This is a genomic window from Paranoxybacillus vitaminiphilus (assembly GCF_003259935.1).
Classification (GTDB): domain Bacteria; phylum Bacillota; class Bacilli; order Bacillales; family Anoxybacillaceae; genus Paranoxybacillus; species Paranoxybacillus vitaminiphilus.
Map to the genome: position 1 here is coordinate 257,064 of NZ_QLMH01000002.1, position 22,064 is coordinate 279,127.

Annotated in this window: 20 protein-coding genes; 2 read left to right on the forward strand and 18 right to left on the reverse strand. The window is 43.0% G+C overall.

Annotation, left to right across the window (positions count from 1 at the left end; all coding sequences use genetic code 11):
• Positions 1-115: 115 nt before the first annotated feature.
• The gene (gene prli42, locus B0I26_RS18195) at positions 116-211 is read left to right on the forward strand and encodes a stressosome-associated protein Prli42 (RefSeq protein ID WP_181502687.1); all 96 of its coding nucleotides are present in this window, start codon (positions 116-118) and stop codon (positions 209-211) included.
• Positions 212-284: 73 nt separating this feature from the next.
• On the opposite strand, the gene B0I26_RS03815 is transcribed toward prli42, so the two are convergent.
• The 6 genes from B0I26_RS03815 to B0I26_RS03840 all read right to left on the reverse strand — a co-directional run bounded on the left by B0I26_RS03815 (position 285) and on the right by B0I26_RS03840 (position 5,452).
• Entirely contained in the window at positions 285-797 is a 513-nt protein-coding gene (locus B0I26_RS03815; RefSeq protein ID WP_111644141.1) for a L,D-transpeptidase, read from the reverse strand.
• A gap of 76 nt (positions 798-873) precedes the next feature.
• Complete coding sequence (locus tag B0I26_RS03820) at positions 874-1,869, reverse strand: aromatic acid exporter family protein (protein ID WP_111644142.1); 996 nt, start codon at positions 1,867-1,869, stop codon at positions 874-876.
• A 418-nt stretch (positions 1,870-2,287) separates the two neighbouring features.
• Positions 2,288-3,010, reverse strand: a complete 723-nt coding sequence (locus B0I26_RS03825; protein WP_111644143.1) for an amino acid ABC transporter ATP-binding protein — start codon at positions 3,008-3,010, stop codon at positions 2,288-2,290.
• Positions 3,003-3,662 (reverse strand): amino acid ABC transporter permease, encoded by a 660-nt coding sequence (locus tag B0I26_RS03830; protein ID WP_111644325.1) that lies wholly within the window; start codon positions 3,660-3,662, stop codon positions 3,003-3,005. The genes B0I26_RS03825 and B0I26_RS03830 overlap by 8 nt, the downstream gene beginning before the upstream one ends.
• A 241-nt stretch (positions 3,663-3,903) precedes the next feature.
• Positions 3,904-4,695 (reverse strand): transporter substrate-binding domain-containing protein, encoded by a 792-nt coding sequence (locus B0I26_RS03835; RefSeq protein WP_111644144.1) that lies wholly within the window; start codon positions 4,693-4,695, stop codon positions 3,904-3,906.
• A gap of 319 nt (positions 4,696-5,014) precedes the next feature.
• Positions 5,015-5,452, reverse strand: coding sequence for a BrxA/BrxB family bacilliredoxin (locus B0I26_RS03840; RefSeq protein ID WP_111644145.1), 438 nt, complete (start codon positions 5,450-5,452; stop codon positions 5,015-5,017).
• Positions 5,453-5,938: 486 nt separating this feature from the next.
• Between B0I26_RS03840 and B0I26_RS18805 the strand changes: the two genes are divergently transcribed.
• Positions 5,939-6,067, forward strand: a complete 129-nt coding sequence (locus tag B0I26_RS18805) for a hypothetical protein (protein ID WP_281268674.1) — start codon at positions 5,939-5,941, stop codon at positions 6,065-6,067.
• A 91-nt stretch (positions 6,068-6,158) separates the two neighbouring features.
• Here the strand turns inward: B0I26_RS18805 and B0I26_RS03845 are convergent, their stop codons facing one another.
• From B0I26_RS03845 to yqiS, 12 genes are all read right to left on the reverse strand, one after another.
• On the reverse strand, positions 6,159-6,704 hold the full coding sequence (locus B0I26_RS03845; RefSeq protein ID WP_111644146.1) for a hypothetical protein: 546 nt from the start codon (positions 6,702-6,704) through the stop codon (positions 6,159-6,161).
• A 648-nt stretch (positions 6,705-7,352) separates the two neighbouring features.
• Positions 7,353-8,477: a methylmalonyl Co-A mutase-associated GTPase MeaB gene (gene meaB / locus B0I26_RS03850; RefSeq protein ID WP_111644147.1), complete on the reverse strand. Its 1,125-nt coding sequence runs from the start codon at positions 8,475-8,477 to the stop codon at positions 7,353-7,355.
• The gene (scpA, locus tag B0I26_RS03855) at positions 8,474-10,669 is read right to left on the reverse strand and encodes a methylmalonyl-CoA mutase (protein ID WP_111644148.1); all 2,196 of its coding nucleotides are present in this window, start codon (positions 10,667-10,669) and stop codon (positions 8,474-8,476) included. Before scpA ends, meaB begins: the two co-directional genes overlap by 4 nt.
• Entirely contained in the window at positions 10,662-12,710 is a 2,049-nt protein-coding gene (locus B0I26_RS03860; RefSeq protein ID WP_111644149.1) for a methylmalonyl-CoA mutase family protein, read from the reverse strand. Before B0I26_RS03860 ends, scpA begins: the two co-directional genes overlap by 8 nt.
• Before the next feature lie 269 nt (positions 12,711-12,979).
• Entirely contained in the window at positions 12,980-14,320 is a 1,341-nt protein-coding gene (locus B0I26_RS03865; RefSeq protein ID WP_111644326.1) for a dihydrolipoamide acetyltransferase family protein, read from the reverse strand.
• A 209-nt stretch (positions 14,321-14,529) separates the two neighbouring features.
• Complete coding sequence (locus B0I26_RS03870; RefSeq protein WP_245934705.1) at positions 14,530-15,159, reverse strand: IS200/IS605 family accessory protein TnpB-related protein; 630 nt, start codon at positions 15,157-15,159, stop codon at positions 14,530-14,532.
• 172 nt (positions 15,160-15,331) lie between these two features.
• On the reverse strand, positions 15,332-16,315 hold the full coding sequence (locus tag B0I26_RS03875) for an alpha-ketoacid dehydrogenase subunit beta (protein ID WP_111644150.1): 984 nt from the start codon (positions 16,313-16,315) through the stop codon (positions 15,332-15,334).
• 13 nt (positions 16,316-16,328) lie between these two features.
• A complete protein-coding gene (locus B0I26_RS03880) occupies positions 16,329-17,324 on the reverse strand; it encodes a thiamine pyrophosphate-dependent dehydrogenase E1 component subunit alpha (protein WP_111644151.1) in 996 nt (331 codons plus the stop codon).
• A gap of 22 nt (positions 17,325-17,346) precedes the next feature.
• Entirely contained in the window at positions 17,347-18,768 is a 1,422-nt protein-coding gene (lpdA, locus tag B0I26_RS03885) for a dihydrolipoyl dehydrogenase (protein ID WP_111644152.1), read from the reverse strand.
• A 15-nt stretch (positions 18,769-18,783) separates the two neighbouring features.
• Complete coding sequence (gene buk / locus B0I26_RS03890) at positions 18,784-19,893, reverse strand: butyrate kinase (protein ID WP_111644153.1); 1,110 nt, start codon at positions 19,891-19,893, stop codon at positions 18,784-18,786.
• Between the two features lie 110 nt (positions 19,894-20,003).
• Positions 20,004-21,107 carry a branched-chain amino acid dehydrogenase gene (gene bcd / locus B0I26_RS03895; protein ID WP_111644154.1) on the reverse strand — a complete coding sequence of 368 codons (1,104 nt, stop codon included), beginning with the start codon at positions 21,105-21,107 and terminating at the stop codon, positions 20,004-20,006.
• Positions 21,108-21,136: 29 nt separating this feature from the next.
• Positions 21,137-22,042 (reverse strand): phosphate butyryltransferase, encoded by a 906-nt coding sequence (gene yqiS / locus B0I26_RS03900; RefSeq protein ID WP_111644155.1) that lies wholly within the window; start codon positions 22,040-22,042, stop codon positions 21,137-21,139.
• Between the last annotated feature and the right edge of the window lie 22 nt (positions 22,043-22,064).

A 22,064-nucleotide genomic window follows, 5' to 3' on the forward strand; every position in this document is an offset into this window, starting at 1 on the left:
TAAATTTTATAAATTCCGATATTTGTTTTTGCATGTTTCTTCATTTTCCTCTCTTGTCCCATTTTAGAAATGGCGTTAAAATGAAAATGCAACATTAAATGCAGGGGGGAAGAGCATGTCCCGCAAAAAAACACAAAAGGTTATTGTATACTTAATGCTTGCTTCGATGCTGTTAACGACTGTACTGACAGGCTTAAGCATGTGGATGTAATCGCATAAATGGATTGTCACTCGAAGTTCCAAACATTAATCTATATAAAGTAAAAAAAGGTGACCTTTGTTCGTCACCTTTTTATTACTCCGTATTGTTCCGCCATCTCTTCAAAAGATTGTCCGCTCCGTACAATTAATACTTTCGTTCCAAGCGGCACCTGCTCAAACAATGCTTCTACTTGATGATTGTGAAGACGCACACAACCTTGTGTAATATACATGCCAATTGACTGCGCATTGTTCGTTCCATGTATGCCGTATGTTCGTCCGTCTGTCCCGTTTGCATCAAATCCAATCCAGCGGCTTCCAAGAGGATTGTTCGGTGCCCCTCCTGGAATATTTTTCTTTCGGTAATAAGGTTGTTTGGCTTTAACGGTGACGGTGAACATTCCTTCCGGCGTTAATTCCGTCGTTAATCCTGTTGCAACCGGATAAGTAACTTGGATTTTTCCATCATCGATGAACGCAAGCTGATTGGTGCTTTTATTTATAATAATAAATGGATTGCCAAAAAGCGGATTCGCTCCAAAAAACCAAAGCGGTGATGAAGCAAAAGCAAGAATCGTTGCAAATAAAATCGGCATATAACCACCCTTTGCTTTCTTTATTTTTTATATTGTGAAGCAAAAGGGATTTTTGCATACATTGATTATTCAGGGCTTATGAACCTCTCCCACCTACACGTTGTTTAGAGGCGGGAGACTCCTCGGGGAACATGTTAAATTGGCTTTTAATGATCAAATATTGTTCCATCTCTTTAACGAAATGAAGCAAAGCAGCTCTTTCTTCAAATTCCTCCCGCGTTTTCGGCAGTTCCATCACTTCAAAACGCTTTTTCATCTCCCGAAGCTGTTGAATAAATTTATCTGCCGTATTCCCTGGATGAATCGCATCGCTCAATTTATCGATAAAATCAGCAACCATGTTTCGCTGCTCAACCGTATATGTGATGGACGTGACAAGCGGCAAAAGCCGTTCAATCATTTCAAATTGCTTTTCACGCATGCAAAAATAACGATAATAATAATCTTCACTTCGCAATAAACGATTTTCCACATTTCGCAATGCTAACGTTTTTGCTTTTTGCAGCAAATCTGCCGTAAGCACCAGCTCTTTACCGTCCCAGTCACTTTCATTTGTCCGCAAATATTTCACAATTTCCTTAAAAATAATACGGAATAAATCTTCAATTGCCTGCTGGTACTGTTTTAACTGCTTTTCCGCACTCGGCATGTACATGTTGACAAGCAATGCTACACCAATACCAATGACAATGAGCAACAATTCATTTAATACAAGCGGAACTGTAAATTGTTGGGCGGCATAAAAATGCAGAAAAATGACAGAGCTTGTGGCAATGCCCTCAGTCACCTTTAATATTACCGTTGTCGGAATAAAGAAAAGCAATAACAAACCAATTGAGACAGGATGATAGCCAATCCCTTCAAATACGAGAAATGAAAACAATATCGCAAGCGAGCAGGCGATAAAGCGCGCCCAAGCAACAGATAACGATTTCTTTTTTGTCACTTGAATCGACAGTAGCGTAATAATTCCCGCTGAAACAAAATAATCAAGCCCCAAATATTGGGCAATACTAATGGAGATCGTTGTACCAATCGCCGTTTTGATTGTGCGGTAACCGATTTTAAACATAATTAAGCCCCTTTAAAATATGTAAAGTTAGCTAAAAACTTTTACCATTGTACATAAGTATTATTAAAGTTGACTTAAAACAAAACGAAAGACTGAAAACAACATCAAAGGATATTTCTGAACTTTATCGTAAGCATCGGTCATATCGCGTTTTATGTACCCGTAAATGATAAATCTATCGTATGTATAGAGAAACGATAAAGCGATTGTCTTCAGCAAAAACATCCACCTTTATTATACAAATAATATGCTCATTTTTTACAGCCACCCCATGGGTGATTGAACAGAAGTTTATAAAATAAAGAAAGAGGATGACCGATATGTCTGACCTCACACACAACCAACCATATATATTCTGTCCTATATATGATGGTTGCGGGGTCTGACACTACTTTTAGGCCAGCCTCCTTATGATTTTTTAAAGCATTTTTTCAAGAAATTCCTGCGCCCGCTTGCTTTTCGGCGCGGCGAAAAATTCACTTGGCGGCGCGTCTTCCACAAGCTGTCCCCCGTCTAAAAACAACACGCGATCAGCAACTTCGCGGGCAAATCCCATTTCATGCGTGACGATCGCCATCGTCATTCCCGTATGGGCAAGCGATTTCATCACCTCTAATACTTCTTTTACCATTTCTGGGTCTAACGCTGACGTTGGTTCATCAAATAGCATTACCTCTGGAGACATCGCGAGGGCACGCGCGATCGCGACGCGCTGTTTTTGTCCGCCGGATAAACGGTTTGGATATTCATTGGCTTTTTCCGCTAATCCAACTTTACGAAGCAGTTCCATTCCTTTTGCTTCCGCTTCCGCCTTCGCGATACCTTTTACTTTCATCGGCGCATAAGTTAAGTTTTCCAAAACGGTCATATGCGGGAATAAATGAAAGTGCTGAAATACCATGCCGACATTTTGGCGCACTTTCATAATGTCTGTTTTGCGATTCGTAATTTCTTGATCGCCAATCCATATTTTCCCCTTCGTTGGTTCTTCCAAAAGATTGAGGCAGCGCAAAAATGTCGATTTTCCAGAACCTGAAGGACCAATAATCGCGACGACTTCACCTTGTGCGATCGTTGTTGTAATCCCCTTTAACACCTGTAACTTACCAAATGATTTATGAAGGTCTACTACTTTAATCACTTTTTCTCATTCTCCCTTCAACTGCTTTGCCAAGCAGTGTTAGGATCATTACTAATATATAATAAATAACCCCTGCGATAAGCAACGGTTCAAAAAAAGCATATTTTTCCCCACCGACAATATAGGCGCGGCGCATAATATCCATCGCACCGATGACAGTGACGACTGCTGATTCTTTCGTTAACGTAATAAATTCATTCACTAACGCGGGTAAAATATTTTTAAACGCCTGAGGAAGAATAATATCACGCATCATCGATTTATATGGAATGCCTAATGCCATTGCCGCTTCCCTCTGTCCTTTATCAACCGCCATAATTCCTGCGCGAATAATTTCGGAAATGTAAGCCGCAGAGTTTAAGCCAAAGGCAATCACCGCTGCTGGAAACGCTTCAATTTCAAAGCCGATAATTTGCGGCAATCCAAAATAAATGATCATAAGTTGCAGCACGAGCGGCGTACCGCGAAATACCGATGTATACGCATCGGCAAACCATGTTAATACTTTCATTCTGCCGATCTTAAACAACGCTAAAATAACGCCGAGCGCAAATCCTAACAATGCTGCTAAGGCTACAATTTTTAACGTCACCAATACCCCTTCTAAAATAAACGGGATTGACGGCACAAATTGCGAGAAATTTAAATTCACGCCAAAACCCATCCTTCCTCATGAATAGTGAAAAACGGGGCTGACCGATAAGTGTCTGACCTCACGTACATTCACAATAAAGCTGTCTCATCATGGTCTGACCTCACGCGTGTTTCACAATATATCGTTCATTTATGCAACATGATGTCCCATATATTGTGTTGCGGGGTCTGACACTTGGTTTTTGAGACAGCCTCTGTAGGTCTGACACTTAGCTTTTAGGTCAGCCTCGCAGCCCTTATTATTGCTGGTCAAACCATTTTTTAATGAGCTTGTCCACTTCACCGTTTTTCATTTTTTCTTGTAAGACTTTGTTAAACTCATCCCTTAATTTGCTTCCTTTCGGGAACGCGATCGCTGAACCAGCTTCCTCTTCATTGGTTGGAATTGTATTTCCTTCTAACTTGCCGTTGCTGTTTTTAATATATCCTTTCGCAACTGTATCTTCGATAATCGCCGCATCAAAACGTCCTGCCTGAATTTCTTGAATAAGTTCCGGAATGCGGTTGCGGCTTTCAATTTTCATCTCAATGGTTTTCGCCAATTCTTTTGCTTCTCCTTCTTGAATAGATCCTGTTTGTACACCAACTGTTTTACCTTTTAAATCCTCTACCGTCTTAATGCCGCTTCCTTTTTTCGTTACAATCATATTTTTTGCCACATAATACACGTCAGAGAAATCAACGTTTTTCTTGCGATCTTCCGTTGGCGTCATTCCCGCTAAGACGAAATCTACTTTTCCTGATTGCAAGGCTGGAATAAGACCTGTGAAATCCATGTCAACAATTTCAAATTCATAACCCAATTCTTCTGTGATCATTTTCGCCAAATCGATATCAAATCCAACAATTTCGTCACCTTTTGCTGTATCTATGTACTCAAAAGGAGCATAGTCAGCGGAAGTCCCCATTTTTAACACTTTCTTTTCTTCTCCGCCGCTCTGTTTTTCCGATGACTTTTCTGAAGTGCCGCAAGCAGAAAGTAAGCCAATTAATAGAATGCTAGATAACAATAGTGAAAACCACTTTTTCATTACTTATTATCCCCTTTCTTATTTTCTTAAAATTTTAAATAATTTTAATAATATTATGAAATAGGTTTTTACGTATTGCAATCATTATTTTTAAATGAAGAATATATATTCTATGAGTTGTATATTAACACGTTTATTTATAAATATGCAACATCTTTTTTAATTATAAAATTTATTTTTTTGTTTTCTGAAAATAGTAACTCACTTTTTCAAAAAATAACAATGCTTATGTCTCAACGTTTTTGACCAGTTGCATATGCTTGTTAACCTCTCTCATTACTTTATAAAAAATAGAGACTGACTCAAAATGAGACAGTCTCTATACTTCATCGCAATATGTTTCGAACGCCGCTTGTAATTTTTGAATGACTTCAACCGGTTCATGTCCTTCAATTTCATGACGCTCAATCATTGTGCAAATTTTTCCGTCTTTTAACAGCGCAAATGACGGGGAAGATGGCGGATAACCTTCAAAATACTCTCTTGCTCTTGCCGTTGCTTCTTTATCTTGTCCGGCAAAAACCGTAACAAGATAATCCGGACGCTTATCGTAATGAATCGCGTGAGCCGCCGCTGGACGAGCAATGCCGCCGGCACAGCCGCATACAGAGTTCACCATCACAAGCGTTGTCCCTTTTCTTGTTAATGCTTTATCCACCTCTTCTGGGGTGCGCAATTCTTCATAGCCCGCTTCAACCATTTCTTTGCGCGCCTGCTCGACAACATCATTCATAAAAAATTGAAAGTTAAATTGCATATGATTCGCTCCTTCTTTTTTTTTTCATCATACCAATAAGATGAGCATTGTTTCAATTAATATGACATGCTTAAACTTTTGGCTTGATGTCAAAACATTGGTCTAAAACCCAAAAGAGTATATTTTTTGTATATTTTATTGTTTATTTCGGATCAAGTACAGAAATATTTGTAAGTTGGGATTTGTACTGTGTGAAAAGGGTTTAACTAACAGGGGACATTAATGGAATCAAAAAGTAAGCAACATATTGTGCGGCAATCATAAAGTCGTTTAAAGGTAATTGCACCAAAACAGCAATAATCGCACAGAATCAATTATTTTGTAGTGTACTTTCGCTTTTCGTGAACAATTTTCAATACCCGTAGAATAGAAAACATACATGAATGAACATGATATGAATGTCAATTATTTTTTGAAAGGAGTGTTAAACATGGCTGATATGAAAGTAATGGTGAATGCTGTTTGGGGATGGTGGAATAAAAGGGAATGGAACGCGTAAAACAGAGCATGATTGAATTCATAAAGGGGATTATTGAAAATATAAACCAAATGATCGTGGCATTAGTTGAATTTGATTATGAAAAAGCTTACGAAGAAATGAACAAAAAAAAATAATTATGTAAACTCAATTGAGAATGTAAAAAGAAGAAGTTCGCTACATCTATTGTGAAAGATAGGCTTACCGCCTATCTTTTCTTTCAGTATATCAGTACGATTTGATTTTTGCTTCAAATTGTCTAAGCGTTAATTGATTTAGCTCTGGAAGACCTTCTTCTTCCAAGGAAATTGTTTTTCCTTCGTAAACAGGGTAGACTCCTTGCCATCCCCCGACAATGGTATAAAATTCTGTTCCTGAAACAGGTTTTAGAAAGCAAACATATCGTCCCTCAGCCATCGGTCCTGGATAAACTTTGTTGATAGGATTTAAAGGAGCAGGAAGAGGTTCAATACCGGTTGATAACACGTTAATGATTTTGCCACCGGCTCCTTTTAAATATTTGTCGACATGAAAGCTTTGTACAAAATTGACGAGCTGACCGTCTTGTACAGATTTGTCCAACGGCTGTTTCTGATGTGAAGTATCGAACCAGCCATAAGCAATGAATGTTGAGCTGCTTACTAAATCCTTTATGTTTGCGGCACGCTTAATATTTACCACTTGTTTTGGAATGGCATTATTATGCGCCTCAACAGGTAAATGAAACATAAATAGCAAACATATACAGATTAAAAACTTAGACCATACTTTCATTCAATCACCTCATCATATCTCTTTGTTGAGCGTTACTATTGTTTAACAATTTTTCTTTTTTTATGTGACCGTTTTGTACATATTTCCTTTTCCCTCATCAGCAAAGTTGTTTTTTTTCATTTTTACACCTGTAAGGAAAAACAAATTTGCACAGTTTAATAGGCATCACTCCGCAATCTATTTGGCCTTCACGCCGATGGCTTAACGTAGGATTTTTTTATGGTGGCAGTCCCCCAAATAAAGATCTTCAACAATCGGGGGCGATTGTTGAATAAGCATCTATTAAACGGCTTTGTTATTTAGCTTTTAAGGTGAATATTCTTTGTCAGTAAAAAATAAAGGTCTGACCTCACGCGTATTTCACAATATATCGTTCATTTATCTAATATGATATCGTATATATGGTCTGCTTTTTATACGAAAATGTCCCATAGTTATGTCCCCAAAAAAGAAAACGGCCTGTGATATGCCTAATCATTAAGCAAGTCACAGACCCGTCCATTTTCATTTATCGTGGTGGCTGGTAAGTCATGGACGTTTGAGGCAGCCTCTGTTTTAACTTTATTCTCTTTCTGCACATATGAAAACATGACTAATCTATGATTCCCTTTATTTTTTAGGATTTTTAGATTTTACATCTTGATAAATTTATTCAGACGCTTTTTTGTTTTCATAAATCTGCAATAGCTCTTGTACGGCTTTCGTTACAGAGAGCGTGCCGGAGATTACATTGTTTTCAATTATCGGCAGCTTTTCTTTAATTTGTGGATGCGAGAAAAAGCTTGTTTCAAGATAATCTTTAATCATCGAGTAAATCCAGTCTTTCAGCTGATTGCGCCGGCGCATTTCAAACACGCCTGACTTTTTCGTCGTTTCTACAAACTGCTCAACAACTTGCCAAATTTCCGGAATTCCTTCGCCCAGCAATGCGGAGCATGTATAAGCTTTTGTTTCCCACCCTGGCGTTGCCGGACGCAAATAGTGAAGAAACTGATTATATTCTTCTTTTGCCGCCAAAGCTTTTGGTTTATTATCTCCGTCTGCTTTATTAATCACAACGGCATCGGTCAGCTCCATAATTCCTTTTTTCATCCCTTGCAGTTCGTCTCCTGCCCCTGTCAGCGCAAGAAGCATAAAGAAATCAACCATGCTGCGGACAACGAATTCGCTTTGACCGACACCAACCGTTTCAATCAAAATGACATCGTAGCCTGCGGCTTCACATAAAAGCATCGTTTCCCGCGTTTTGCGATGAACGCCGCCAAGTGTGCCGCCGGATGGAGATGGGCGGATAAATGCCCGCGGGTCGCGCGACAAATTTTCCATCCGCGTTTTGTCGCCAAGAATGCTCCCGCCTGTAATGGAGCTGCTCGGGTCGACCGCAAGAACGGCAACGCGATGGCCGTTCTCGCATAAAAATTTTCCGAATGCTTCGATAAACGTGCTTTTTCCCGCACCGGGCACGCCGGTAATCCCGATGCGAATCGATTTGCCGACATGCGGCAGCAACGCGTTTAAAATTTGCTGCGCCATTTCCATATGTTTGGCGGCATTGCTTTCGACAAGGGTGATCGCCTGCGCTAAAATCGTACGGTCGTTGCTGAGCACCCCTTCAACATATTCGGCAACAGACCGTTCTCTCCTTTTGACAAACCGTCTTCTATCAGATGGGGGAGCAGAGGATTCATCATTTTTTTTTACATACGTTGTCGCAAACTCTTTTGACTCTTCTTCCGGAACCCACTCAGGGCGGTATGTTCGCTCATTGTTCATTGCTTCACTTCCTCATAGCCGAGGCGTTTATAAATTTCCTCAAGCACTTTTTCCGCCGCTCTTGGAATGATTGTTCCTGGACCGAAAATCGCCGCTGCACCATGTTCATATAAAAACTCATAATCTTGCGGCGGAATCACCCCGCCGACAACGACGACAATGTCTTCACGGCCTAACTTGCGCAGTTCTTCGACAAGCTGCGGCAGCAATGTTTTATGGCCGGCCGCAAGCGAGCTGATTCCGACAACATGAACGTCATTTTCAACAGCTTGCCGCGCTGTTTCTTCCGGTGTTTGGAACAACGGACCAATATCGACGTCAAATCCTAAATCGGCAAACGCCGTTGCAATGACTTTCGCGCCGCGGTCATGACCGTCTTGTCCCATTTTCGCAATCATAATGCGCGGTCTGCGCCCTTCTTGCTCATAAAATTCGTCTGTCATTTTCTTGATGCGCTCGATTTCTTCCTCATTTGTAAATTCAGAACTATACACGCCGCTGACCGAGCGGATAACTGCTTTATGACGTTTTGCCACTTTTTCGATCGCATAGGAAATTTCCCCTAATGTCGCGCGGACGCGAGCGGCTTGTACGGCAAGTTCTAATAAGTTGCCTTCTCCTGTTTCTGTCGCTTTTGTAATCGCATCCAGCGCTTCCTGCACTTTCTGTTCGTCACGGGAAGCACGAAGTTGCTTTAACTTTTCAATTTGGCGGAGACGTACAGCCGTATTATCGACTTCAAGAATATCAATCGGCTCTTCCTTTTCCGGGCGGTATTTGTTCACGCCGATAATCGTCTCAGCGCCGGAATCAATTTTCGCCTGCCGTCTTGCGGCCGCTTCTTCAATGCGCATTTTCGGAAGTCCTGTTTCAATCGCTTTTGCCATGCCGCCTAAGCTTTCGATTTCTTCAATATGCTTCCATGCCCGGTTCATTAATTCATTTGTTAATGCTTCGACATAATAAGATCCTGCCCACGGGTCAATGACATTACAAATTCCTGTTTCGTCTTGTAAATAAAGCTGCGTATTGCGGGCAATTCTCGCTGAGAAATCGGTCGGCAGGGCAATTGCCTCATCAAGCGCGTTTGTATGAAGCGATTGTGTATGACCAAGCGCGGCTGCATGCGCCTCAATACAAGTGCGCGCAACGTTGTTAAACGGATCCTGCTCCGTTAAGCTCCATCCCGATGTTTGTGAATGCGTCCGCAATGCGAGCGATTTCGGATTTTTCGGGTTAAATGTTTTCATCATTTTTGCCCAAATGACGCGTGCCGCTCTCATTTTGGCGACTTCCATGAAGTAGTTCATGCCGATCGCCCAGAAGAATGAAAGTCTTGGAGCAAACGAATCAATATCAATACCCGCCTTCAATCCGGTGCGGACATACTCCAGCCCGTCAGCAAGGGTATAAGCTAGCTCAATATCAGCAGGCGCGCCTGCTTCCTGCATATGGTAACCGGAAATACTGATGCTGTTGAACTTTGGCATGTATTTAGACGTGTATTCAAAAATATCGGCGATAATGCGCATCGATGTTTCCGGCGGATAAATGTACGTATTGCGCACCATGTATTCTTTTAAAATATCATTTTGGATGGTCCCTGAAAGCTTATCCTGCGTCACGCCTTGTTCTTCCGCTGTGACGATATAAAACGCCATAATTGGCAGCACAGCGCCGTTCATTGTCATCGAAACCGACATTTGATCAAGCGGAATGCCGTCAAACAAAATTTTCATATCCAAAATCGAGTCAATCGCTACGCCCGCTTTTCCAACATCGCCGACAACGCGCGGATGATCGGAGTCATAACCGCGGTGCGTCGCAAGGTCAAAGGCGACAGAAAGACCTTTTTGCCCCATCGCTAAATTGCGGCGGTAAAACGCGTTGCTTTCTTCCGCTGTAGAAAATCCGGCATATTGCCGAACCGTCCATGGCCGACTGACATACATCGATGGATACGGGCCGCGCAAATACGGCGGAATGCCCGGCATATAATCGAGAAAATCGAGCCCCTCTATATCTTTTTTCGTATATAACGGCTTAATCGCAATTTGCTCGTTTGTTTGGAAAAGAAGGTCATCAATCGAAGCCTTTAATTTTTCTTCAATCGCTTGTTTCCATTGCTGCTCGTCTACTTTTTTTCTCGGCACGCGCAAAGAAACGTTCGTAAAATCGACCTTTCTACTCATCGAGAGCCACCCCCATGTCTTTCATAAATTCCGCCAGCGTCTCATAACAATTCGAGCCGATATGGATAAAGCCGTCGATTCCAGCTTTCACAAATGCTTCTTCAACTTCCGGGGCTTGTTTTCCGGCGACATACAGCTTCAAGTGTGGATTTGCTTTTTTCAGTTCCGCCGCAATCGTCGGAACGGTGTCAACGTAACTTTCGTCTGAGCCGCAAATAATATAATGCGTACCTTCAACGGAAAGCGCTCCTTGCACGGCTTCTTCCGCTGATATATAACCGTTATTTTTCACGACCTCAAAACCGCCCGCTTCAAAAAAGCCCGTAATAAAATCGGCTCTTGCTTTATGTTTCGGGATTGCTCCAAGGTTAATTAACGCGACTTTCGGCCGGCTGCCTTGCTTTTCTAAATGGGCTTCAGACGCCTTTCGCAGCTTTTCAAACGGTTCGGCTAATCGCCATTGCTGAATCGGTTCAATTTGAACGGACGGACTGTCTTCCGCTAACGCCTTTTCCATTTCCTGAACGGTCGCTCGGCACGCAACCATAGAAATAGCTGTTTGTACAAATTTTCTCTCGCTAAATCCTGCTTTTAATTGTTCCACATTTTCTTCTTTTAATGGCGGTTCAGAAGATGGCCCTGTATGTTCATCGGCTTTTTGTCTTTGAACCGGTGACTCTGCCAAGTTCGCATAAAAGTTTGTCCCGACCATTTTCTCTTTGCGCATCTTTACATTTTTCTTTCGTAATTCAGCCACTTTTTTCACTTCTGCTTGAACAAATCCTTCTTCAAGCGCTTTCATCATGCTGCCCTTGGCTTCGATTTGCTGGAACAGCTTCCATGCTTCTTCGGCTAACTGCGCCGTTAACGATTCAACATAATAGGAACCGCCGGCAGGGTCAATCACTTTGCCTAAATGTGATTCTTCAAGAAGAATAAGTTGTGTATTGCGGGCAATTCTTCGCGAAAACTCATCCGCCTGCTGAATCGCTTCATCAAACGGTGAGACATGAAGGCTGTTTACGCCACCAACAGTTGCTGCAAACGCTTCCGTTGTCGCCCGAAGCATGTTTACATATGGATCATATACCGTTTTTGTAAAATGTGATGTGCGGGCATGAATCCACATTTTTTGCGATTCCTCATTGCCGCCAAACGCTTGTACAATATTGGTCCAAACAAGACGTGCCGCGCGAAGCTTCGCAATTTCCATAAAGAAATTCGCACCAATGGCAAATGAAAAGCTGATGCGCTGTGCCGCCTCATCGATTGTTAAGCCGCGGTTTAGACATTCATTTAAATATTCTACCGCCGTTGCAAACGCAAACGCTAGCTCCTGCACCGCATTCGCTCCGCCATTATGATATGGTTCACTATGAACGATGATCGTTTTTACGTTCGGCATATGCTCTTTCGTCCATGTGGTAATGTCCGCCATTACGTCATATAATGTCGTTAAGGAAGCCGACGATTTCCCTTTTGTCACAAGAGAGGCAAGCGGATCCATTCCGATCGTGCCGCGCATTCTTTCAAGCGGAATTTGCTGCTTTTGCAAATAAGCCGCTAACAAGGAAAGAAACGACAAAGAACTTTCGCCTGCATCAATCCGAAGTGAATAGTCTTGGAGGGAAATTCCAGAGAACATCTCCTCTACATCATGGAGTGAAGTGACAGAAAACCCAAGCCGTTCCAACACAAGATGAATTTCCGTCTGTCCTCTCTCTAAATCATGCTTGACCATTTCATTCCATTCCTTAGCGCTGTTTGCGGATAGCTCTTGGCTTACCGCCCACGGTTCGCGAATGTAGCCGTTCGCTTCTATCCCGCGCACATAGCCTGGAAACCCAGGATACTGTTCAATATGTTCAAGTGATTCGATATCTTTGCGTGTATAAATCGGTTTAATGCGAAAATTCTCGTAAGTAGTAGAATAAAGCTTTTCAATCGGTTTTCCTTTTAAAGACTTTTCTACTTCCTGCTGCCACTCTTCATAAGTCGGCAGCGGAAACGCCTCGTTTTTCATCGCAGAGATATCTGTCATCATAGTCCCTCCCCTTACTTAAAGAAAGCCATTTCTCCCATCCCTCAGAAGAAATCGCTTACTTTCAAATTTTTAGAAATATTCTCTATAAATTTATTGTAGTATATCTGCATATTTCTAGCAATGAACAAAACGAATGAAAGCTTCTGGACAGATTTTTCTTTTCATCGGACTGATCTTTCGTTTTTTTCTCATTTATTCCTGCTAATATTCCTCATGTATGGAATAAAAAATCCACCGCGAAATGATTAGCGGTGGATTTTTTCGTATTAATAAATCGGTGTATTGTCTTTTGAAATGTTTTCTAAAATCTCTTTTACACGTGCTAGGAAGCGGCCGCAGATTAAGCCGTCAAGAACGCGGTGGTCAAGAGACATACATAAGTTCACCATATCGCGGACAGCGATCATGCCGTTGCTCATGACAACCGGACGTTTGACAATGGCTTCTACTTGTAAAATCGCTGCTTGCGGATAGTTGATAATGCCCATCGATTGTACAGAGCCGAAAGAACCTGTATTGTTCACTGTGAATGTGCCGCCTTGCATATCTTCCGGGCGAAGTTTGCCCGCGCGCACTTTCGCTGCTAATTCGGCAATTTCACGGGCGATGCCTTTGATTGATTTTTCATCGGCATGTTTAATAACAGGTACGAATAACGCATCTTCTGTTGCAACAGCGATCGAGATGTTAATGTCTTTCTTCTGTACGATTTTGTCACCCGCCCACATCGAGTTGATTTGCGGGAATTCTTTTAATGCTTGCGCAACCGCTTTAACGAAGAACGCAAAGTATGTTAAGTTGAAGCCTTCGCGTTTCTTGAATTCGTCTTTGATAGAATCGCGGTAGGCAACTAAGTTCGTTACGTCCACCTCAATCATTGTCCAAGCATGCGGAGCTTCATGCTTGCTGCGAAGCATGTTCGCGGCAATCGCTTTACGAACAGGCGTAACAGGAATTTCCACATCGCCCGGTTGAACTGGAACGTTAGGTGCTGCCGCTTGTTTTGGTGCTGCTTGTGCAGGCGCTTCTGCTTTCGGTGCCTCTTGAACCGGCTGTGCTGGAGCCGCCTGCTGAACTTGCGCAGCTGGCTGTTTTTGATCAGCGGTTGGAATATTGCCAGACTCAATGAGCTTCAGAAGGTCTTTGCGCGTAATGCGTCCGCCCATGCCTGTTCCTTGTACTTGCTCAAGGTCAATATTGTGCTCTTGCGCAAGACGGAGGACAGCCGGTGAATAGCGGCCTTTTGTCCCTGCCGGTTTTTTAGGTGTTTGAGCTGGAGCTGCTGCTTGTGCAGGTGCTTGTGCTTTTGGCGCTTCTTCTTGTTTTGCTTCAACAGCTGGAGCTTCAGGAACTGCTGTACCTTCTCCTTCTACTTCGATCGTACAAATCACCGCACCTACTGGTAATGTTTCACCTTCAGCAGCGATTAATTCTTTAATGACGCCAGTGAAAGATGAGGGAACTTCTGCGTTAACTTTATCTGTCATGACTTCGGCGATTGGGTCGTATTTGTTCACTTTGTCGCCGACAGATACGAGCCATTTGCTAATCGTGCCTTCTGTGACACTCTCGCCTAGCTGGGGCATTGTCATTTGTTCAATTGCCACGTTGATGACCTGGTTACTAAAATCTACATATCGCGATGGAACCAGCAAAACTGCTTGCCGCTCAGGAAACACCTGAGTTCCCATCAGGAAGGGAATCCTAATGTCTCACCTGCTGTGAAAGACAACCCGTGGCTCGCTGTTAGCGATAGTCTAGTCGTGCACCATTCCTTCCATCGGTCAGTACACGACTACGATTTTAGTAACCAGGTTTACACCTCCTTTAATTGAATTTGATACTGGTTCAGCCAACAACATTTGTGCAACATGTTCCATAATGACCATTCATGTTCATGCTTGAAATTCTCGATTTTCCTCAACATTATCGCGATAGATTGGTGTTGTTTCTTGCCGCTGTTTGATTGTTTGTAGGATTCTTCCATCGACCCTAACATGGCAATCAAACGGCGTTTCACTTTCGTTTTTATGGTGTCAATGAGTTCTTTTGGCAATCGTTCATGATACCCTAATCCTCGTCTGCCAATGACGAATGCGGCACTTTCATGAACGGATAAACCGTATTTTTTCATATACTTGAAACGTCCGATGACGCTTGTGTACGACGGATTCACCTTTTTGATGCGAAAACCAAGCCGCATCCCCCGACGAAGGATCGTTTCCGTCAGCTTTTTCTTTTTAAAGTTGTGCGTGAAGCGATTGAATCGTTTGTCCGTATCATGTTGTTGTCTTAGTTGGATGTTTTCGATGACCACTGCGCCCACATTTTCTTGAAGCAACCAATCATACACATCGCGAACGGTTTCACCGATGAGGTTGTTTCGCTTATTCGCTTTCACATATTCGAGTTCATGACAGTAAAACACTTTCGAACTCTTCTTCATTTCCTTCTTACATGCGGAAAGGGGAGACGATGGAAAAGATGGAGAACATTCATCCCTCCACATCCAATAACAGGAGATATTTACATGATTTCATACATGTTTATAGATGTTTAACAAACTACTTATATCTCCCATCCTGGTTAAAAAAACTATGTTGGCTACATTTGTCCCCTTAGAATGCAGCTAATTCACGCATTGCTTTTTCGACTTTGTCAGGGTTTACCATGAAGAATTTCTCCATTGTTGGCGCATATGGCATTGCCGGCACATCAGGACCGGCAAGACGCATGATAGGCGCATCTAAATCGAATAAGCAATGTTCAGCAATAATTGCTGCGACCTCGCTCATGACGCTTCCTTCTTTGTTATCTTCAGTGACAAGAAGCACTTTGCCTGTTTTGCTTGCTGCTTCAATGATTGCTTCTTTGTCTAACGGATAAACGGTACGCAAGTCTAATACATGAGCAGAAATGCCGTCCTGCGCCAAGCGTTCTGCTGCTTGAAGCGCAAAGTGTACGCATAATCCGTAAGTGATAACGGTAATGTCGTCGCCTTCGCGTTTGACGTCCGCCTTACCGATTGGCAATACGTAATCCTCTTCAGGAACTTCGCCTTTAATTAAGCGGTATGCACGTTTATGCTCGAAGAATAAGACAGGGTCTTCGTCACGAATCGCTGCTTTTAACAATCCTTTTACATCATAAGGAGTGGACGGCATAACAATTTTTAAACCAGGCTGGTTTGCAAATACCGCTTCAACCGATTGCGAGTGATAAAGCGCACCGTGAACACCGCCGCCATATGGTGCACGGATGACAACCGGGCAGTTCCAGTCGTTGTTTGAACGATAGCGGATACGAGCCGCTTCAGAGATGATTTGGTTTACTGCAGGCATGATGAAGTCAGCAAACTGCATTTCGGCAATCGGACGCATACCGTACATCGCCGCACCGATTGCCACACCAGCGATTGCAGACTCGGCCAGCGGCGTGTCAATGACGCGCTCTTCGCCAAACTGCTCGTACAAACCTTGAGTCGCTTTAAATACTCCACCTTTTTTACCTACGTCCTCACCTAATACAAACACGCGCGGATCGCGTTCCATTTCTTCGCGAATCGCCATCGTCACGGCATCAATGTATGAAATTACTGGCATTGTTCATTCCCCCTTACTTCTCAGCATATACGTACTTCAATGCATGTTCCGGTTCAGCATACGGTGCTTTTTCGGCGTAATCTGTTGCTTCGTTTACTTGTTTCATGACACGGTCAAGAATTTCTTTTTCTAATTCATCTGTTAAAACGCCTACTTCTTTTAAGTAGTTCGCAAATGAGATGATTGGGTCTTTCGCTCTTGCTTCCGCTAACTCTTCCGGCGTGCGGTATGCGCGGTCATCGTCGTCAGAAGAGTGAGCTGTTAAACGGTAAGAAACTGTTTCGATTAATGTCGGACCTTCACCGCGGCGAGCACGGTCTGCTGCTTCTTTCACGACTTTGTACACTTCTAGCGGATCGTTTCCGTCAACTGTATATCCAGGCATGCCATAACCAATTGCACGGTCAGACACTTTTTCGCATGCTAATTGTTTTTCGATTGGAACAGAAATCGCGTATCTATTATTTTCACACATGAAAATGACTGGCAATTTATGAACGCCTGCGAAGTTCAAACCTTCATGGAAGTCACCTTGGTTAGAAGAACCTTCACCGAATGTAACGAATGAAACGAAATCTTTTTTCTCCATTTTTCCCGCTAACGCAATACCAACAGCATGCGGAACTTGCGTTGTTACTGGCGAAGAACCTGTTACGATGCGGTTTTTCTTTTTACCGAAGTGACCTGGCATTTGGCGTCCGCCGGAGTTCGGATCTTCCGCTTTCGCAAATGCAGAAAGCATTAATTCTGTTGGTGTCATACCAAACGTTAATACGACACCCATATCACGGTAGTAAGGTAAGACGTAGTCTTTTGTGCGGTCTAAAGCGAATGCTGCCCCGACTTGCGCTGCTTCTTGACCTTGGCAGGAAATAACGAACGGAATTTTACCAGCGCGGTTTAAAAGCCACATACGCTCGTCGATTTTACGAGCTAAAAGCATCGTTTCATACATTTCTAATACTGTTTCATCGCTTAAACCTAACGCTTTATGACGATTTTCTGCCATCGAAAAAACCTCCTTTATTCAATTAAAAATGAATAGCTTTACCATCAACAGCTAACGCTGCTTCCATCATCGCTTCTGATAATGTCGGATGCGGATGAATCGTGTGGGCAACTTCCCATGGTGTTGCGTCAAGCACGCGGGCAAGACCTGCTTCAGAAATCATGTCTGTTACGTGAGGACCGACCATATGAACGCCAAGCAAGTCGTTCGTTTCCGCATCGGCAACAATTTTCACAAAACCTTCCGCTTCGCCGAAGACAAGCGCTTTACCAATCGCTTTGAACGGGAATTTGCCAACTTTCACTTTGTATCCTTTTTCTTTTGCTTCTTCTTCTGTTAAACCGACGCTTGCTACTTCTGGACGGCTGTATACGCATTTTGCAATCATTGTGTAGTCAATTGGCGTTGGATTTTGCCCGGCGATATGTTCAACGGCAACGATACCTTCATGAGAAGCGACATGAGCTAATTGCAAGCCGCCGATCACGTCACCGATTGCATAAATATGAGATTCTTTTGTTTGATAGAATTCGTTTGTTTGAATGAATCCTTTTTCGACAACGATATCTGTATTTTCTAAGCCGATTCCTTCAATATTTGCTTGACGGCCGACAGAAACAAGCATTTTTTCCGCTGTAAATGCTTTTTGTTCACCTTTATGTTCCGCTTTAATTGTAACGCCGTTTCCTTTTTCAAGCGTTTCAGGCAATACTTTTGCGCCTGTTACAATGTTGATGCCGCGCTGCTTTAATACTTTTTCTACTTCTTTTGAAACGTCGCGGTCTTCTGTTGGTAAAATACGGTCTGCATATTCTAGTACGGTTACTTCCACACCAAAGTCGTTCAACATAGAAGCCCACTCAATACCGATAACGCCGCCGCCAACGATAATGATCGATGCCGGAAGTTTTTCTAATTGCAGCGCTTCGTCAGACGTAATCACTAACTCACCGTCAATATCCAATCCCGGCAATGTACGCGGACGGGAGCCTGTCGCAATGATGACGTTTTTCGGAACAAGCATTTCGTTTTCGCCGCCGTTGTTCATTTCAACAGAAATTGTTCCCGGCATTGGCGAGAAAATAGACGGACCTAAAATGCGGCCTGTTCCTTCGTAAACATCAATTTTCCCTTTTTTCATTAAGCCTTGAACACCTTTATGTAGCTGTTCAACGATGTTGCGTTTGCGCTCCTGTACTTTGACGAAATCTAGCTTTACGTCACTGGCAAGTACGCCAAATTTTTCGCTTTCTTTTGTTTGCGCGTATACTTCCGCACTGCGGAGCAATGCTTTGCTTGGAATACATCCGGCATGTAAGCAAGTTCCGCCAAGCTTTCCTTTCTCCACTACGGCTGTTTTTAATCCAAGCTGCGCCGCGCGAATCGCTGCGACATATCCGCCCGTACCGCCGCCTAGTATGACGAGATCATATTCTTTTGCCATCGTTTTCTCTCCTTTCTATTGCAGAACTTTGGCTTTAGTAAAATTTCCAGGGTATACCTTCTCTTTCTCTTCACCGCGCAATACACGCAGAGCTCCTTCTGCAAGAGCTTGCAGTTCGTTTTCACCAGGCTGAACGATGACATCAGCAATCCAGTTGACGCGGTCGGCGATTTCTTTAGCGAATGCTTTTCCGTATGCCAAGCCGCCCGTTAAAATGATTGCATCGACTTTTCCGGCTAACACTGCGCTTGCAGCACCAATTTCTTTCGCCACTTGATAAGCCATGGCACTGTATACTAGTTTTGCCTTTTCATTGCCTGCTTCAATCATTTTCTCCACTTTCACAGCGTCATTTGTGCCAAGATAGCCCACTAATCCACCTTGACCAACAAGCATTTTCATAATCTCTTCACGGTAATATTCTCCTGAGAAGCATAATGAAACAAGATCGCCTGCCGGTACTGTTCCAGCACGTTCCGGGCTGAATGGCCCTTCGCCGTCTAATCCATTGTTAACGTCAACAACACGACCTTGTTTATGCGCTCCGACGGTAATTCCACCGCCCATATGAGCGACAATTAAATTTAACTCTTCATATTTTTTACCTAACTGCTTGGCAACACGACGAGCAACCGCTTTTTGGTTTAAAGCGTGGAAAATACTTCTTCGTTCAATCAAGGCAAAACCAGAAATTCTCGCAATTGGGTCAAGCTCATCGACAACAACCGGGTCAACGATAAACGCAGGAATATTGAGAGAAGAGGCGATTTCATGCGCTAAAATACCGCCAAGATTAGAAGCATGCTGCCCTGCATATCCTTTACGCAAATCTTCCAGCATTTGTTCATTCACACGATATGTTCCGCCTTCAATCGGACGCAACAGCCCGCCGCGGCCGCAAACTGCGCTTAATTTAGAGATGTTAATGCCTTCTTGGTCAAGCGTTTCTAAAATTGTTTGTTTGCGGAATTCATATTGATCAATAATCGATTTATATGACTGAATCACATCCGCATCATGACGAATCGTTTTTTCAAAAACGGAACGTTCATTATCAAATACGCCGATTTTTGTGGAAGTAGAGCCCGGATTAATGACTAGGATACGAAATTCTTTTTCCTGCAAGGTAATGACCTCCATTTTAAGTTTGGAAGGGGCTGACCACATGTATTTCACAGTATATATCGTGTTATGAGGTCTGGTTAGGTCAGCCTCTTCCTTTTTTATTATGGTAGTTAGCGATTGCGACGACGGCTTAAAATATGTTGACCGTTTTGCAGGAACTGGCTGCGGGATTTGCGCATTTTTTCGATACGCTCTTCAGCAAGACGGTCTGCCGCTTTGTATGTCGGAATGTTGTCGCGTTTGGCGATCTCGAATACTTTTTCAATGTTGTTGTAGATTTGTTCTACTTTCTTCATCGCACGTTCACGGTTATAGCCGTATAATTCGTCCGCTACGTTAATAACGCCGCCGGCGTTAATGACATAGTCCGGAGCGTAAACGATCCCCATTTCATGAATGATGTCGCCGTGTCTTGCTTCTCTTAATTGGTTGTTTGCCGCACCAGCGATCACTTTTGCTTTTAATTGTGGAATGGTTTCGTCGTTAATGATTCCACCAAGCGCACACGGTGCGAAAATGTCGCAGTCTACACCATAAATATCGTTAGGATCAACAGCCTTCGCGCCAAACTCTTCGACAACGCGTTGAACCGCTTCCTTGTTAATGTCTGTTACGATTAATTTCGCGCCTTCTTCATGAAGGTGACGGCATAAGTTGTAAGCTACGTTACCAACACCTTGAACAGCAATCACTTTACCTTCTAATGAATCGCTGCCAAACGCTTCTTTTGCAGCCGCTTTCATACCGCGATATACACCATAAGCGGTTACAGGAGATGGGTTACCTGATGAACCGAAAGCAGGTGAAATACCTGTTACGTAATCCGTTTCTTCGTAAATGATATCCATGTCAGCGACTGTTGTACCAACATCCTCCGCTGTAATATAGCGGCCGTTTAAGCCTTGAATAAAGCGGCCGAACGCACGGAACATTGCTTCGTTTTTGTCTTTGCGCGGGTCGCCGATGATAACCGTTTTACCGCCGCCAAGGTTTAAGCCGGCAGCTGCGTTTTTGTAAGTCATACCGCGTGCTAAACGAAGCGCGTCTTCAATAGCTGCTTCCTCAGATTCATACATCCACATACGCGTACCGCCTAGGGCTGGTCCTAATGTTGTATCGTGGATAGCAATAATCGCTTTTAATCCTGATTCTTTATCCTGACAGAATACTAATTGTTCATAGTCGTATTTTTCCATATATTTGAAGATTTCCATATTTTATTTCCTCCCCAAAAAAATTTCGTTTATTTTGATGCGGTACAAACCGCAAGAGCTAACGAATAAAGTTTGCTTTCTGCTGAATCTGCACGCGATGTTAAAACGATTGGAGCTTTTGCCCCGGCAATGACCGCACCTACTTTTGCATGAGCGAAATATACTAATGACTTATAAAGCACGTTTCCTGTTTCGATATTAGGAACGAGAAGAATATCTGCCCGCCCTGCGACTTCGCTTTCGATGCCTTTATGTTCCGCTGCCAGCATAGATACAGCGTTATCGAGCGCTAAAGGCCCGTCAACGATGCAATCGGCAATTTGTCCGCGCTTGTTCATCGCAGACAACAGAGCGGCATCGAGCGTTGCCGGCATCGCCGGATTCACGACTTCAACGGCTGCAAGCGGTGCTACTTTTGGCTTTTCAACACCAATTGCTTTAGCTACGGAAACAGCATTAGCGATAATTTGTGCCTTTTGCTCTAAATCTGGCGCAATATTCATTGCCGCGTCCGTAACAATGATGTAGCGGTCATAGCCGGCTACCTCAAATACGGCAACATGCGATAATACTTTTCCTGTACGCAAACCAAACTCTTTATTTAAAACCGCTTTTAAAATCGTTGCTGTTGGAACATTTCCTTTCATCAGTATATTTACTTCGTTTAAATGTACAGCTTTTACCGCGAGTTCAGCTGCTTGTACTTTCGAATTCGCATGTACAATTTGAATTTTGCCATTTTTTGCATACTTTTCGTTTTTTTGTGATAACAATTGTGAAATTTTTTCACGGTCTCCATAAAGAATAAATTGCCCAAAATTATTATCCAGCGCCATCGTTACCGCTTCAATCACTTCTTCATCTTCCGCGGCGGCAACAGCCACTGTCATATTTTCATATTGGGTTGCTTTGGTGACTAGTGACTCGAGCTTCATCTTCGGTTTCAACCCCTTTTTT

What these genes read in the sequence shown, in the direction of transcription:
- prli42 (WP_181502687.1), top strand. Translation starts at nt 116, where the DNA reads ATGTCCCGCAAAAAAACACAAAAGGTTATTGTATACTTAATGCTTGCT.
- B0I26_RS03815 (WP_111644141.1), bottom strand. Translation starts at nt 797, where the DNA reads ATGCCGATTTTATTTGCAACGATTCTTGCTTTTGCTTCATCACCGCTT.
- B0I26_RS03820 (WP_111644142.1), bottom strand. Translation starts at nt 1,869, where the DNA reads ATGTTTAAAATCGGTTACCGCACAATCAAAACGGCGATTGGTACAACG.
- B0I26_RS03835 (WP_111644144.1), bottom strand. Translation starts at nt 4,695, where the DNA reads ATGAAAAAGTGGTTTTCACTATTGTTATCTAGCATTCTATTAATTGGC.
- B0I26_RS03840 (WP_111644145.1), bottom strand. Translation starts at nt 5,452, where the DNA reads ATGCAATTTAACTTTCAATTTTTTATGAATGATGTTGTCGAGCAGGCG.
- B0I26_RS18805 (WP_281268674.1), top strand. Translation starts at nt 5,939, where the DNA reads ATGGAACGCGTAAAACAGAGCATGATTGAATTCATAAAGGGGATTATT.
- B0I26_RS03845 (WP_111644146.1), bottom strand. Translation starts at nt 6,704, where the DNA reads ATGAAAGTATGGTCTAAGTTTTTAATCTGTATATGTTTGCTATTTATG.
- meaB (WP_111644147.1), bottom strand. Translation starts at nt 8,477, where the DNA reads ATGAACAATGAGCGAACATACCGCCCTGAGTGGGTTCCGGAAGAAGAG.
- scpA (WP_111644148.1), bottom strand. Translation starts at nt 10,669, where the DNA reads ATGAGTAGAAAGGTCGATTTTACGAACGTTTCTTTGCGCGTGCCGAGA.
- B0I26_RS03860 (WP_111644149.1), bottom strand. Translation starts at nt 12,710, where the DNA reads ATGACAGATATCTCTGCGATGAAAAACGAGGCGTTTCCGCTGCCGACT.
- B0I26_RS03870 (WP_245934705.1), bottom strand. Translation starts at nt 15,159, where the DNA reads ATGAAGAAGAGTTCGAAAGTGTTTTACTGTCATGAACTCGAATATGTG.
- B0I26_RS03875 (WP_111644150.1), bottom strand. Translation starts at nt 16,315, where the DNA reads ATGCCAGTAATTTCATACATTGATGCCGTGACGATGGCGATTCGCGAA.
- B0I26_RS03880 (WP_111644151.1), bottom strand. Translation starts at nt 17,324, where the DNA reads ATGGCAGAAAATCGTCATAAAGCGTTAGGTTTAAGCGATGAAACAGTA.
- lpdA (WP_111644152.1), bottom strand. Translation starts at nt 18,768, where the DNA reads ATGGCAAAAGAATATGATCTCGTCATACTAGGCGGCGGTACGGGCGGA.
- bcd (WP_111644154.1), bottom strand. Translation starts at nt 21,107, where the DNA reads ATGGAAATCTTCAAATATATGGAAAAATACGACTATGAACAATTAGTA.
- yqiS (WP_111644155.1), bottom strand. Translation starts at nt 22,042, where the DNA reads ATGAAGCTCGAGTCACTAGTCACCAAAGCAACCCAATATGAAAATATG.